A 14,130-nucleotide genomic window follows, 5' to 3' on the forward strand; every position below is an offset into this window, starting at 1 on the left:
ACCCTGGCAGGGACGGGGCCGGAGCGCACAAAGCGGCTGACCCGGCGCGCCCGGACATGGATGATCAGGAGCATGGACAAGAACGGGAAGATCAGCATCAGAGAAGGCGGGCCGGACGACATCCCCGTGATACTCGGCATGTTCGACAGCGCCGTGGAGTGGCTGGCGGCACAGGGGCGCACCCGGCAGTGGGGCAGCACGCCCTGGTCGGAGAACCCGAGAGCGGTGGCCATGATCACCAAGTACGTCACCGGGGGCAGCCCGTACATCGCCGAATACGACGGCGTCCCGGCAGCCACGCTCACCCTCACCGATGCGCCCGGTGACTATCTGGAGCCTGCCGACGAGCCCGAGCGGTTCATCCACATCCTCGCCTCGGACCGCCGCTTCAAGGGCCGTGGCACCGGTGCCGCGCTCCTCGCCCACGCGGCCGAGGAGACCCGCCGGGCCGGGATCTCGCTCCTGCGCGTCGACTGCTACGCGGGCGACGACCGCAAGCTCGTCGCCTTCTACGAGCGCAACGGCTTCATCCCGACCGAGTCCTTCACCGTCGGCGCGCCCGGCGACGACGCATGGCCGGGTCAGCTGCTGGCCCGGAGGGTCCTCTGACCCCCCGGACCCCCTAGCCTGCCTCTGAAGCCGCCGCGGCCGCCTCTCCAAGCCGCCGCGGCCGGTCTCTCCCAGCCGTCGCGGCCGGTCTCTCCGGCCACCACCGCCGGCCTTCTCAAGCCGTCGCGGCCGGCCTTCTCAAGCCGCCGCGGCCAGTTCCTCCCGCTCCCGTGGGACGAACCGCACCTGCGGGTGCCCGTGGTGCCAGCGCACCGACAGGCGCAGACCGCCGACGCGGACGAGGACCAGGCCGATGGAGGCGGCCGCGGCGGCGGAGACGATGCCGCCGAGGGCGAAGCCGATCCGGGGCCCGTAGGTGTCGGTGATCCAGCCGACGACCGGGGCGCCGAGCGGCGTACCGCCCATGAACACCATCATGAACAGGGCCATGACCCGGCCGCGCATGGCCGGGTCGGTGGCCATCTGCACGGCGGTGTTCGCGGTGACGTTGACCGTCAGGCCGAAGATCCCGATCGGCACCATGAGCAGTGCGAACAGCCAGTACGACGGCGCCAGCGCGGCCACGATCTCCAGCGTGCCGAAGGCCACCGCGGCGGCGATCAGGACCCGGAGCCGGGCCGTTCCGCGCCGGGCGGCGAGCAGGGCGCCGCCGAGCGAGCCGACGGCCATCAGCGTGTTGAAGAGGCTGTAGGCACCGGCACCGGCGTCGAAGACGTCGTCCGCGTAGGCCGACAGCCACACCGGGAAGTTGAAGCCGAACGTGCCGATGAAGCCGACGAGGACGATCGGCCAGATCAGCTCCGGGCGGCCGGCGACGTAGCGCAGGCCCTCCCGCAGCTGGCCCTTGCCGCGCGGGGCACGCTCGACGACGTGCAGCTCACGGGCGCGCATCAGCAGCAGGCCGGTGATGGGGGCGACGAAGGACAGGCCGTTGAAGAGGAACGCCCAGCCGGTGCCCACACCCGTGATCATGAGGCCGGCGACGGCGGGGCCGACCAGGCGGGCGGACTGGAAGTTCGCCGAGTTCAGGCTGACCGCGTTCTGCAGCTGCTCGGGGCCGACCATCTCGGAGACGAAGGACTGCCGGGCCGGGTTGTCGATCACCGTGGCGAGGCCGACGGCGAAGGCGGCGAGGTAGACGTGCCAGACCTGGACGTGGCCGGAGAGGGTGAGGAAGGCGAGCGCCAGGCCGGTGACGGCCATGGCGGTCTGGGTGACCAGCAGGGTGGGGCGCTTGGGCAGCCGGTCGACCAGGACACCGCCGTAGAGGCCGAACAGCAGCATCGGCAGGAACTGCAGGGCCGTCGTGATGCCGACGGCCGCGGAGGAACCGGTGAGGCTGAGGACGAGCCAGTCCTGGGCGATGCGCTGCATCCAGGTGCCCGTGTTGGAGACGACCTGGCCGATGAAGAACAGACGGTAGTTCCGGATCCTCAGCGAGCTGAACATCGAGGACTTGCGGAAAGTGGGGGTAGTAGGTGCCGGTGCGGGGGCGGAAGGTGCTCCGGATCCCGTACTCAAACGGGTTCGCCTCCTCTGTTGACGTCGACTGCTCGTTCGCGTGCTCGTTCGCCTGCGGGGCGGCTCACTCGCAGCGCGGCTTGCTTACAGGTGGGCGAGCTTCTCCAGCACGGGGGCGGCGGCGCGCAGCTTGGCCCACTCGTCCTCGCCGAGGCCCTCGACCAGGCCGGCCAGGAACGCGTTGCGCTTGCGGCGGCTCTCCTCGAGCATCGCCTCGGCCTGCTCGGTCCTGGTGACGACCTTCTGGCGCCGGTCCTCGGGGTGCGGATCCAGACGGACCAGGCCCTTGGCTTCGAGCAGCGCCACGATGCGGGTCATCGACGGCGGCTGGACGTGCTCCTTGCGGGCCAGCTCGCCCGGCGTGGCCTGCCCGCAGCGGGAGAGGGTGCCGAGCACCGACATCTCGGTCGGGCTCAGCGACTCGTCGACCCGCTGGTGCTTGAGCCGACGGGACAGCCGCATCACGGAGGAGCGGAGGGCGTTCACGGCGGCAGCGTCGTCGCCATGGGTAAGGTCCGGCATGTTCTTTAGAGTAACTCATTACTCTGGCTAAGTACCAGCGGGGCGCGCCCGTATGCCCGTGACTCCGGCCACCGAACCCGGATATCACTCATATGGGTGATCGATACGCGGAACGTGACGCATCGGCCGGAGGGGTGCCGCGACCCTCGTGTCCATGGGGACCAGCGTGCTCAGCCTGCGCATGGACAGGGAGCTGCTCGAACGACTCCGCCACCATGCGGCGAAAAGAGGAATGAGCGTGCAGGACTATGTGGTCCGCACGCTCATTCGGGACGACTTCGACCAGCGGTTCCAGGCCGCCGTGGAGGAGACCGAGAGGTTCTACGGGGTCCCCTGAGGTTCTAGGGGCCACCCTGAGGTCCACGGGCCCCGAGGCTCCACCGGGTCGCCTGAGGGCTCAGGTGAGACCGAGGGCCGGCATCAGGTAGTAGAAGACGAAGACCGCCGAGACGACGTACATCGCCACCGGGATCTCCCGGGCCCGTCCGGCGGCCAGCCGCAGCACCACGAAGGTGATGAAGCCCATGCCGATGCCGTTCGTGATCGAGTACGTGAACGGCATCATCAGCATCGTCACGAAGGCCGGGATCGCGATGGTGTAGTCCGCCCAGTCGATCTCCTTGACCGAGTTGGACAGGATCAGGAAGCCCACCGCGATCAGCGCCGGGGTGGCCGCCTGGGACGGGACCATCGTGGCGACCGGGGTGAGGAAGAGGGCCACCGCGAAGAGGCCGCCCGTGACGACGTTCGCGAAACCCGTGCGCGCTCCCTCGCCGACGCCCGCGGTGGATTCCACGAACGCGGTGGTGGCCGAGGAGGAGCTGGCACCGCCCGCCGCGACCGCGAGGCCGTCCACGAAGAGGACCTTGTTGATGCCCGGCATATAGCCCTGGGCGTCGGTCAGCTTGGCCTCGTCGCTGACGCCCATGATCGTGCCCATCGCGTCGAAGAAGCACGACAGCAGGACGGTGAAGACGAAGAGGATCCCGGTCAGGATGCCGACCTTGGAGAACCCGCCGAACAGGCTGACCTCGCCGATCAGGCCGAAGTCGGGGGTGGCGACCGGATTGCCCGGCCACTTCGGGACGGTCAGGCCCCAGCTGGAGACCGTGGCGACCGAGTTGATGATCAGCGCGAGGACGGTCATCCCGACGATGGAGATCAGGATCGCGCCCGGCACCTTGCGGACGATCAGGGCGAAGGTGAGCAGCGCGCCCAGGATGAAGATCAGCACCGGCCAGCCGTCGAGGTGGCCGTTGCTGCCCAGCTGGAGCGGGACGGTGGTCTGGGCGGCGTCCGGGATACGGCTGACGAAACCGGAGTCGACCAGGCCGATGAGCATGATGAACAGGCCGATACCGATGGAGATCGCCTTGCGCAGGCCGAACGGCACCGCGTTCATCACACGCTCGCGCAGCCCCGTGGCGACCAGCAGCATGACCACGAAGCCCGCCAGCACGACCATGCCCATGGCGTCCGGCCAGGACATCCGGGGCGCCAGCTGGAGCGCGACCACCGAGTTCACACCGAGGCCGGCGGCGAGCGCGATCGGCACATTGCCGATGACACCCATCAGGAGCGTGGTGAACGCCGCCGTCAGTGCGGTCGCCGTGACCAGCTGGCCGTTGTCCAAGTGGTGCCCGTACATGTCCTTCGCGCTGCCCAGAATGATCGGGTTCAGCACGATGATGTACGCCATCGCAAAGAAAGTGGCGAATCCGCCACGGACCTCACGGGCCACGGTGCTGCCGCGCTCGGAGATCTTGAAGTAGCGGTCGAGGGCGCCGTAGGCAGGCTCGCCGCCCGGCTGTTCGGGGGCGGGGACCTTGGCTGGTGCCGAGGTGGACATGCGAGACCTCATCACCAAAGGGGTTCCCCCGAGCCCCTTTGGAGTTTCATACGAGCAGAAGTGGTCAAAGACAAACGGTTTCAGTATGAACGTATGAGTGCTAGATCGCTATCTCCGCGCGTAGACCCCGGACGGGAACGGCCTGCCGCCCCGCCGCCCGCGCCTCGTAAGCTGTCTCTATGGCTAAGTGGACCCCCAAGCACGAGGCGCCGGAGCCCCTGGAGGGCCCCGTGGTCGCCACCATCACCGGCGGCACGATCGTGTGGTTCGTCCTCTTCCTGGTCCAGCTCCCCTTCTACGGCTGGTACGCCGACCACGGCCACACCTGGTGGCTGTGGACCTGTCTGGCCGGGGGCGGGCTCGGACTCATCGGCATCTGGTACGTCCGCAAGCGCGATGCGGCGATCAAGCGGGCGGCCGCTCCGCGGACGACGCCCGCCGAGTAGCCGTACAACCAGGGCACGACCCGGCTCCTCCCCAAGTCGGAACTTCGCCCCGCTCGGCAGGTGAAGGCGCAGAACCGCACGTACCGTCGAATGCATGACCCATATCGACGCGGGCGCCGAGCTCGACCCCGTGCACCCGGTCGCGCTGCCGGGCGTGTCCCCGGCCGGTCTGACCGGCGCCCAGGTCGCGGAGCGCATCGCGCGCGGGCAGGTCAACAACGTGCCGGTGCGCAGCAGCCGCTCCCTGGGCGAGATCGTCCGCGCGAACGTCTTCACCCGGTTCAACGCGATCATCGGCGTCCTGTGGCTGATCATGCTGTTCGTCGCGCCGATCCAGGACAGCCTCTTCGGCTTCGTGATCCTCGCCAACACCGGCATCGGCATCGTGCAGGAGTGGCGGGCGAAGCAGACCCTCGACTCGCTGGCGGTGATCGGCGAGTCCCGGCCGACGGTCCGCCGCGACGGCACCGCCGTCGAGATTCCCACGAACGAGATCGTCCTGGACGACCTCCTGGAGATAGGACCCGGCGACAAGATCGTCGTGGACGGGGTGTGTGCGGAGGCCGACGGCCTGGAGATCGACGAGTCGCTGCTCACCGGCGAGGCCGACCCGGTCGTCAAACACCCCGGCGACCGGGTGATGTCCGGCAGCTTCGTGGTCGCGGGCGGCGGCGCGTTCCAGGCGACCAAGGTGGGCCGCGAGGCGTACGCCGCCCAGCTCGCCGAGGAGGCCTCCCGCTTCACCCTCGTCCACTCCGAGCTGCGCACCGGCATCTCCACGATCCTCAAGTACGTGACGTGGATGATGGTCCCGGCCGCGATCGGGCTGGTCGTCACCCAGCTCGTCGTCAAGGGCGACGACCTGAAGGACGCGGTGGCCCGCACGGTCGGCGGCATCGTCCCGATGGTCCCCGAGGGGCTGGTGCTGCTCACCTCCGTCGCCTTCGCGATCGGGGTCATCCGGCTCGGCCGGAAACAGTGCCTGGTGCAGGAGCTGCCCGCCATCGAGGGCCTCGCCCGCGTCGACACCGTCTGCCTGGACAAGACCGGCACGCTCACCGAGGGCGGCATGGACGTCACCGACCTCAGGACGCTGGACGGGGTCGACGAGACATACGTACGCAGGGTGCTCGGCGCGCTCGGTGAGTCCGACCCGCGCCCCAACGCCTCCCTCCAGGCGATCATCGACGCCTACCCGGACAGCGAGGAGTGGCGCTGCGTCGAGTCGCTGCCCTTCTCCTCCGCCCGCAAGTACAGCGGCGCCGCCTTCAGCGAGGGCGACGGCGAGGCCAGTACCTGGCTGCTGGGCGCCCCCGATGTGCTCCTCGGCGCCGACGACCCGGCCCTGGCCGAAACCGAGCGCCTCAACGAGCAGGGCCTACGGGTCCTGCTCCTCGCCCGCGCCACCCGCGACCTGGACGACGCCGAGCCGGCCCGCGGCGCCCGCGCCACCGCCCTGGTGGTGCTGGAGCAGCGGCTGCGGCCCGACGCCGCCGACACCCTGCACTACTTCGCGGAGCAGAAGGTGCGCGCCAAGGTCATCTCCGGGGACAACGCGGTGTCCGTCGGTGCGGTCGCCGCCAAGCTGGGCCTGTCCGGTACGGCGGTGGATGCGCGCCGGCTGCCCGCCGACCGGCCGGGCATGGCGCAGGCACTGGACGAGGGGACCGTGTTCGGGCGGGTCACCCCGCAGCAGAAGCGGGACATGGTCGGCGCGCTGCAGTCCAGCGGGCACACGGTCGCGATGACCGGCGACGGCGTGAACGACGTCCTCGCTCTCAAGGACGCCGACATCGGCGTCTCGATGGGCTCGGGCTCGGAGGCGACCCGTGCGGTCGCGCAGATCGTCCTGCTGAACAACAGCTTCGCGACGCTGCCCTCGGTGGTCGCCGAGGGCCGCCGGGTCATCGGCAACATCACGCGGGTGGCCACGCTGTTCCTGGTCAAGACGGTCTACTCGGTGCTGCTGGCCGTCCTGGTGGTGTGCTGGCAGGTCGAGTACCCCTTCCTGCCGCGCCATCTGACCCTGCTCTCCACCCTCACGATCGGCATCCCGGCCTTCTTCCTGGCCCTGGCGCCCAACAAGGAACGGGCCCGGCCGCACTTCGTCCGCACGGTGATGCGCTACTCGATCCCGGGCGGGGTGGTGGCCGGGGTGGCGACCTTCGTGACGTATCTGATCGCCCGGCACCACTACACGGGGCCGGGTTCCCTGGACGCGGAGACCAGCGCGGCGACCCTGACCCTGTTCCTGATCTCCATGTGGGTCCTGGCGATCATCGCCCGCCCCTACACCTGGTGGCGGGTCCTGCTGGTGGCGTCGATGGGCGTGGCGTTCGTGTTCGTCCTCGCCGTGCCGGCCCTGCAGGGCTTCTTCGCACTGAAACTGGTGGGGATGGCGATGCCGTGGACGGCGGTCGGCATCGCGGTGGTGGCGGCGGCCGCCCTGGAGTTCCTGTGGAAGTGGGTCGACCGCCGCTTTCCCGTCTAGCGACAGGGGCCGTGCGGGTCAGCGCACGTCGACGTAGTCACCCGCCGCGCTGACCGCCGACGTGGTCGACACGCCCGCGAAGCTGTAGCGGTAGTAGCCGTCCGCCGAGGCCTTGACCGTGGTCTTCAGGGCGCCCGTGGAGGACGTCTTGACGGTCTTGACGGTGGTGTAGGTGCTGCTGCCCGCCTTGCGGTACTGGAGCGCGACGTTCTGGCTGCCGAACGCGGTGTACGTGCCGTGCTGCCAGTCGGCCCGGGTCAGCTTGCCGGTGACCGTGAGGGTCGCGCCCTTCTTGACCGGCTCGGGGGTGGCGTCGGCGGTGAGCTTGGCGGCGCGGCGGACCGGGATGGTGCCCAGGTCGTTCTGCCACTTCTGGGTGTTCGCCTTGGTGTCGAAGGCGACACCGCCCGTCTTCCAGGTGCCGGCGTCCGAGTTGTACAGCTCGTCCGCGGGGAGGGTGATGGTGGCCGAGCAGTTCAGCGTGGTGGAGCTGACCTTGCTGCAGGTGCCCGGGTCGTCGCTGATGACCTGGGTGTCGGCGTCCTTGGCCGAGGTGCCGCGGTAGAGCACCGGGCCGGTCAGGATGTTGGTGGTGGAGACGGTGGAGGGATGCGTCACGGTGTAGGTCGCCTTGACCTTGACCGTGGAGGTCGCGCCGAGGGTCAGGGCCTTGCCGCTGTTGACCTTCATGTTCGAGAAGGTGATGTTCGGCGTCGCCGCGGCGGCGTGCGCGGCCGGGACGGCGAAGGCGGACAGGGCCAGGGCGCCGGAGACGGCGGCCACGGTGGCACGTATGCGCATGTGCGTTCCCCTGGAGGGAGAAGTGATGGTGGAGTCGGCTGACTCACGCGATCAGATCCGTGAGGGGAGTGGGTGGTTGTACGGCGGGAGAGGTTCCCGGACAGATTTTGATCTTGCATTGCCTGCCCGTGGCACGAGCGAGAAGAAACGTTTCGGCCCCGGAGGCCGGAGGCTTCCGGGGCCGAGACGGGCGCCGCTTACTTCACGTCGACGAAGTCACCCGCGGCGTTGACCGCCGGGGTGGTCGAGGTGCCCGCGAAGGCGAAGCGGTAGTAGCCGTCGACCGTGGCCTTGGCCGTCGTCCTCAGGTTGCCCACGGAGTCCGTCCGGATGGTCTTCAGCGTGGTGTAGGTGCTGGAGCCCTTCTTGCGGAACTGCAGCTTCACCGACTGGCCGGTGAAGCCGTGGTACTTGTGGTCCTCCCAGTTGGCCCGGGACAGCTTGCCGGTGACCGTGAGGGTCTTGCCCTTCTTGACCGGCTCCGGGGAGGCGTTGACCGTCAGCGTGGAGTTGCGCTGCACCAGGGTGGTGCCGAGGTCGAACTGGACGGCGCTCTTCTCGCTGTCGAAGTCCAGGGCGACGGCGGCGCCGTGCCAGGTGCCGGCGTGGCCGTTCAGGAGGTCCGAGCCGTCCTCGGTCTTCGGGTAGATGTCGATCCGGCCCTTGCAGGTGGCGGTGGTCGCCGAGGCCTTGGTGCAGGTCGCGGGCAGGTCGCCGCCCAGGACGTTGTCCGGGTCGGCGGAGGAGCCGCGGTAGATCACGGGTCCGGAGGCGAAGTCCTCGGAGGTGATGTCGACATCGGCGCCGTGGGTCAGCGTGTAGGTGACCACCGTGGAGACGTGGGCGGTGGTACCGACCTTGACCGCCTTGGCGATCTTGAAGTTGGAGAAGGAGACGTTCAGGTCGCCGACCGGCTTGGCGGTGGCGGTGAAGGCGGTCCTGCCGGACGCGTGGTGCGAGAGGACGTCCGCGATGTCGGCGCGGTAGGACGAACCGCTGTCGGCGGCCTGCGCGGCCGGCACGACGAAGGCGGAGAGGGCCAGGGCGCCGGAGACGGCGGCCACGGTGGCACGAATGCGCATGTGTTCCCCTGTGAGGAGAAAGATGGGCACGGGGCCCAAGTGATCGTGGAGTCTGTTGACTCGGCGGATCAGACTCGCGTGGAACGTTGAGGGTTGTACGAGTGTTCCGGTGGATCCGCCCTCCGGAACACCCGTACGTTCACGCCCTGTCCGCGGCGCTTCCTACTTCACGTCGACGTAGTCGCCCGCGGCGCTGACCGCCGGGGTGGTGGAGACGCCCGCGAAGGAGAAGCGGTAGTAACCGTCCGCCGTCGCGGTGGTCGTGGTCTTCAGGTTGCCCCTGGAGTCCGTCTTGACGGTCTTCAGCGTGGTGTAGCTGCTGGAGCCCTTCTTGCGGAACTGCAGCTTCACCGACTGGCCGCTGTAGCCGGAGTACTTGGCCGCGTCCCAGTTGGCCCGGGTCAGGGCACCGGTGACGGTGAGGGTCCTGCCCTTCTTCACCGGCTCCGGGGAGGCGTTGACCGTCAGCTTGGACGCGCGCTGGGCCTGGAAGGTCCTGGCGGTGTCCTTGCGGACGTAGTTGCCGTCCTTGGCCTGGGCGATCGCCCAGACCTTCCACGTGCCCGCCACCTGGTTGATCAGGTTCTCCTGGGCCCTGAGGGTGTAGGTCGCGGTGCAGGTCGACTTGGTGGCGCTGACCTTGGTGCACTTGGACCGGCCGTCGCTCGTGTTGGCGACGGCACCGCTGTCGGGGTGGTCGATGTCGGGACCGTGGTACAGGACGGCCTGCGCCCAGTTGATGCCCGAGTTGTCCGTGGCGGTGAAGGACACGGAGAAGGTCTTGCTCCCGGTCGCACCGACGACGACGGGCTTGCCACCGTTGACCACGAGGTTCGAGATCTTGGTGTCGCCGTGGGCCGCGTCGGCGTGCGCGGCCGGGACGACGAAGGCGGACAGGGCCAGGGCACCGGTGACGACGGCGCCTGCGGCTCGGATGCGCATGGGTCGGTTTTCCCCCGTATGGAGTGTTCGAGGAGTCGGTCGACTCGCATGATCAGATCCACGACGGAAGGCGATGGTTGTACGGAAAACGCGACCTTTTCGACCCTGTGTTCGAGATCACTTTCAGTCGAACCACCGGTCCCGTGCCAGTTCCTCCGTCCGGGTCGGGTCCTCCAGCAGGGCCGCCACCTCGAAGCGGCGCGGCCACTGGCCGGCCGCCCAGGCCAGTCCCGCGGCGACGCCCTCCAGGGTGGCCGCGTGCAGGACGCCGTCGTCGGTCAGCCGCCAGTCGATCTCCACACCGTCCACGACCAGCTCCTCGTGCTCGACGTAGGTGTCCGGGGTGCGCGGACCGAGCAGCACCCGCACCGGCTGCGGTACGTCGTGCTCGGCGCCCTCGGAGTGCACCTCGCCGGTGACGGACTCGCTCAGCCGCCGCACCTGGAACAGCTCGGCCAGCTCGGCGGCCCGGGACGGGCGGACGGGCAGCAGCGGGACGCCGGCGGCGAACGGCAGCAGGTCCGGCGAGTCGACCACCACGGCATCGGCCGCGTCCACGACCGTCGCCCGCCCGTCGACCACGGCCCGCAGCTCCTCCGGCAGGGTCACCTGCTCCGGGTCCAGCTCGGCCAGCGCGCCGTACAGCCCGTGCAGCTGGGCCGGGGTGACCGGCCGCCCGGGGTCGGCGAGGCGCTCCAGCAGCTCGGCGGCGCCGCCCGGCTCGTCCAGCAGGGCACCCACCGAGGTCCGTACGCCCAGCGCGCGCAGCACCTGCTCGTCCTCGAACCCGGTGGCGTCCGCCTCGTCGTACAGGCCGTGCAGCAGCGGGTCCCCGCCGGCCGCGAGCAGACCGGCGGGCCGGCGCCCGTCGAGGACGGGATGCCCGCGCAGCCACCACGCGGTGTACGGCCGTACGACCTCATGGGTGCCGTCGGGCAGCAGGACGCGCACCGGCTGGGTGAGGGCGTCGCGCAGCGGCGGCCTGGCGAGCAGGGCTAGGGCCTCGGGCCAGTGGTCGTCGTCCACCAGGTCGAGATCGCGCACGGCGACGAGTTCGGTGGCGACCGGAGGCACCGGGCTGTCCGGGAAGCGGTCGAGGATGTCCTCGCACCACACGTCCACCGCGTCCAGCAGCCCCGCGTCGTCCGGCTCGGCGAAGTCGCCCTCCCTCGGGTCCAGTTCGTCCGGGTCCAGGACGACATCGGTGGCGCGGACGAGCGCGAAGTCCGCGAGCACACCGCAGGCGGTGAGGGCCTGTTCGCCCCACTTCGCCGCCAGCTCTCCGTCCACGGCGGGCAGTTCGTCCGCACGGATCACCCGGGCGAAGGCGCTGCCGGGGAAGACCAGCTCGCCCGCCGGGGCGAGTTCGCCGTCCTCGTCGGGCAGGGCGAGGGCGCCCAGCCAGGGCTCGTCACCGGGTTCGAGGCCGGCGTCGCGCACCAGGCAGAGGACCGTGTCGGCCAGCTCCTCGGCGTCCGGGGCGTCCTCCTCCCACAGCGCCCCGCCCTCGTCGTCCAGGGAGGCGGCCACCGCGGCCCGCACCTGCGGGGTGGTGAGCACCGCGCGCGGGGTCGCGGGCAGCGCGCCCAGCTTCTCCAGCAGCGGGTGCGCGGCGTCCTCGTGGGCGACCTTCAGCCCGAGCCGGCCGAGCACGTCGGGGTGGATGAGGGCGGCGTCCGGGGTGGGCAGCAGGATCTGCCGGGGGCCGATGGTGGTCCTGCCGTCCGCGAGCGGCACCGGAAGCCCCGACAGCCGCTCGGGGTCGACCCCGGCGAGGCTGTCGTAGAGCCGCCACCACCAGTCGGGGTCCTTCTCCAGGCCGGCGAGCCGGTCGACGGCGTCGGCGAGCGGGAGCCGGGCGACCCCGAGGGTGCGCAGCTCGACCCGGCGTTCGAGCCCGGCGGGGAGCAGCGTGGGCAGCACTTCGGAGAGCACCCGCACGGTGTCCGTCCCCGCGCCCTCCACCACTTCGGCGTCCCTGGGCCGCAGCGCCTCCGGAAGCTCGTCGTCGCCCTTCGCGTCGATGGCCGGCGGCAGGAAGGCGCTCCTCGGCAGCCGCTGCAGGATCGCCTGCCGCAGCGCCCCGTCCAGCTCGCCCTTGCCCAGCGGCCCCGGTACGAGGTCGATGACGCCGTCGTTCACCGGACGCCACTCGGCGAGCAGCTCGGCGTAGGCGTCCGCCGCCCGCTGCACCAGGAAGTCGGTCAGCGGACCGGGGGCCGCGTGCCGGCGGGTGGTGTCCAGCGGGAAGGAGGCGATGAGGAGCGCGGGAACGCCCAGGGGCTCGTCGCTGGGGGTGGGAGCGTGCAGGACGGCCGTGGTGCGCGGCCGGAACGGACGGCCCTCGGCATCCGCCGGCACCGCCCAGGTCACCGACCAGTGCGGCCGCAGACGCTCCTCCACCGGGCGGTCGGCGAGCAGGTCCGGGGTGAGCGGCCCGTGCGCGGAGACGCTGCGCCAGCGGGTGACCCCGTCCCGCGAGTCCTCCACGAGGGTGGCGGCGCCCTCGGTGCGGCGGCGCAGGGTGCGGGGGACGTCGCCGTTGACCTCCACCACCACTTCCTCCAGCCCCGGCAGGGCGAGGAGCAGGGCGTCGTCGACGGCGGTGAGGAGGCGTTCGGCGAGATCGGTGGCGGCGGTGTCGCGCAGCGGCAGGATGACGGCGGTGTCGTACGACTCCGGGGCCGAGCCCTCGGCGGCGAACGGGAGCCTGAGCAGGGGTACGTGCCCGTCACGGCGCCGGATCTCGTCCCCGAGCCCGGGGCTGTGCCGGGCCGTGTCGGCGGCCAGCTCGCGCGCCTCCGCCAGGGACCAGCGCACCCCGCCGTGCCGGCCGACGATCGCGGGCTCGTCCGTGACGGCGATGACGGCGGCGAAACCGACACCGAACCGGCCGACGGCACCGTGGGTGTCCTGCGCGTCCCGCTTGGCCGAGGCGCGCAGGGTGGACAACGACTCGACACCGGTCGCGTCCAGCGGGGCGCCGGTGTTCGCCGCGACCAGCACACCGTCGCGGAGCGTGAGACGCAGCCGGCCCGGTGTCCCCGCCCGTGCGGCGGCGTCGGCGGCGTTCTGGGCCAGCTCCACCACGAGCCGGTCCCGGTAGCCGCCGAGGACCAGGTCCTCCTCGGCGTTGGCGTCCTCACGGAAGCGGGCGGGGCTGGTGGCCCAGGCGTCGAGGACACCGCGGCGCAGACGGGCGGTACCGAAGGGGTCGGCGCCCTCGGCGGCCGGCCGCACGTACTTGCTCACGTTCACACTCCTCATCGACGTGAGGATGAAGGTACCGCCCCGCGGGCATGCGGCTTCTCAGGCCTCGGAGGCGGAGGCCGCAAAGCCCCTCCGGGCGGTGCGGCGACGGCGAGGACGGCACCGCCGGTTCACCCGGAGGCCCGGACGCGGATGGTTCCGGGGGTGGGGCGATCTCCGCGCAGGATCCGCTCCGGCTGCCGCTGCGGCTGCTCTCGAACCGGTCGAGGGCGGCGCACACTCACCCTGTCGGGTGAACATGCCCAACTGGACCGGCGTGGCGCCCGGTTGCGCGCTCTACGCTCAGCGCGACAAGGCCGCGCGACGAAACCGCGCGACAAGAGCGCAGGAATACGGCGGTCCCGCAGGCGCTGGTATTTCCCGGGCGAGGGCCCCATTCACCTGGGAAGCCGGACCGCCGGGGAGCGGTCCGGGGCGCCCGTGCGTTACGGGAACCGGAGGCCGAGGGTGTCACGGGAGCCGGGAGCCGAGGACGCCACGGGAACTGGAAGCCGAGGCGTTACGGAAGCCGCAGGCCGAGGACGTCACAGGAGCCGGGAACCGAGGACGCCACGGGAACTGGAAGCCGAGGCGTTACGGAAGCCGCAGGCCGAGGACGTCACAGGAGCCGGGAACCGAGGACGCCACGGGAACTGG

Annotated in this window: 11 protein-coding genes; 4 read left to right on the forward strand and 7 right to left on the reverse strand. The window is 70.8% G+C overall.

The features are described 5' to 3' along the window. The first annotated feature begins 72 nt into the window (after positions 1–72). Positions 73–609 carry a GNAT family N-acetyltransferase gene (locus ACZ7P3_RS24035; protein ID WP_472084876.1) on the forward strand — a complete coding sequence of 179 codons (537 nt, stop codon included), beginning with the start codon at positions 73–75 and terminating at the stop codon, positions 607–609. A 138-nt stretch (positions 610–747) separates the two neighbouring features. Here the strand turns inward: ACZ7P3_RS24035 and ACZ7P3_RS24040 are convergent, their stop codons facing one another. Beyond that, positions 748–2,091, reverse strand: coding sequence for an MFS transporter (locus ACZ7P3_RS24040; RefSeq protein ID WP_472084878.1), 1,344 nt, complete (start codon positions 2,089–2,091; stop codon positions 748–750). 84 nt (positions 2,092–2,175) lie between these two features. After that, on the reverse strand, positions 2,176–2,613 hold the full coding sequence (locus ACZ7P3_RS24045; RefSeq protein ID WP_472084880.1) for a MarR family winged helix-turn-helix transcriptional regulator: 438 nt from the start codon (positions 2,611–2,613) through the stop codon (positions 2,176–2,178). A gap of 154 nt (positions 2,614–2,767) precedes the next feature. On the opposite strand from ACZ7P3_RS24045, the gene ACZ7P3_RS24050 reads away from it, so the two are divergent. Further along, positions 2,768–2,950: a ribbon-helix-helix protein, CopG family gene (locus tag ACZ7P3_RS24050; RefSeq protein ID WP_472084882.1), complete on the forward strand. Its 183-nt coding sequence runs from the start codon at positions 2,768–2,770 to the stop codon at positions 2,948–2,950. A 60-nt stretch (positions 2,951–3,010) separates the two neighbouring features. Here ACZ7P3_RS24050 and ACZ7P3_RS24055 read toward each other — a convergent pair whose 3' ends face one another. Next, the gene (locus ACZ7P3_RS24055) at positions 3,011–4,462 is read right to left on the reverse strand and encodes an NCS2 family permease (RefSeq protein WP_472084883.1); all 1,452 of its coding nucleotides are present in this window, start codon (positions 4,460–4,462) and stop codon (positions 3,011–3,013) included. A 179-nt stretch (positions 4,463–4,641) separates the two neighbouring features. On the opposite strand from ACZ7P3_RS24055, the gene ACZ7P3_RS24060 reads away from it, so the two are divergent. Together ACZ7P3_RS24060 and ACZ7P3_RS24065 are read left to right on the forward strand one after the other, a co-directional pair. Continuing rightward, positions 4,642–4,908, forward strand: coding sequence for a DUF2530 domain-containing protein (locus ACZ7P3_RS24060; RefSeq protein WP_472084885.1), 267 nt, complete (start codon positions 4,642–4,644; stop codon positions 4,906–4,908). A gap of 94 nt (positions 4,909–5,002) precedes the next feature. Then, on the forward strand, positions 5,003–7,399 hold the full coding sequence (locus ACZ7P3_RS24065; RefSeq protein ID WP_472084886.1) for an HAD-IC family P-type ATPase: 2,397 nt from the start codon (positions 5,003–5,005) through the stop codon (positions 7,397–7,399). 18 nt (positions 7,400–7,417) lie between these two features. Here ACZ7P3_RS24065 and ACZ7P3_RS24070 read toward each other — a convergent pair whose 3' ends face one another. From ACZ7P3_RS24070 to ACZ7P3_RS24085, 4 genes are all read right to left on the reverse strand, one after another. Further along, a complete protein-coding gene (locus ACZ7P3_RS24070) occupies positions 7,418–8,200 on the reverse strand; it encodes a hypothetical protein (protein WP_472084888.1) in 783 nt (260 codons plus the stop codon). A 197-nt stretch (positions 8,201–8,397) separates the two neighbouring features. Continuing rightward, the gene (locus ACZ7P3_RS24075; RefSeq protein ID WP_472084890.1) at positions 8,398–9,282 is read right to left on the reverse strand and encodes a hypothetical protein; all 885 of its coding nucleotides are present in this window, start codon (positions 9,280–9,282) and stop codon (positions 8,398–8,400) included. 162 nt (positions 9,283–9,444) lie between these two features. Next, the gene (locus ACZ7P3_RS24080) at positions 9,445–10,224 is read right to left on the reverse strand and encodes a calcium-binding protein (RefSeq protein WP_472084892.1); all 780 of its coding nucleotides are present in this window, start codon (positions 10,222–10,224) and stop codon (positions 9,445–9,447) included. Positions 10,225–10,347: 123 nt separating this feature from the next. Then, positions 10,348–13,476, reverse strand: a complete 3,129-nt coding sequence (locus ACZ7P3_RS24085) for a sacsin N-terminal ATP-binding-like domain-containing protein (RefSeq protein WP_472084894.1) — start codon at positions 13,474–13,476, stop codon at positions 10,348–10,350. Positions 13,477–14,130: the final 654 nt, after the last annotated feature.

This window comes from Streptomyces sp. NPDC107581 (assembly GCF_055657175.1).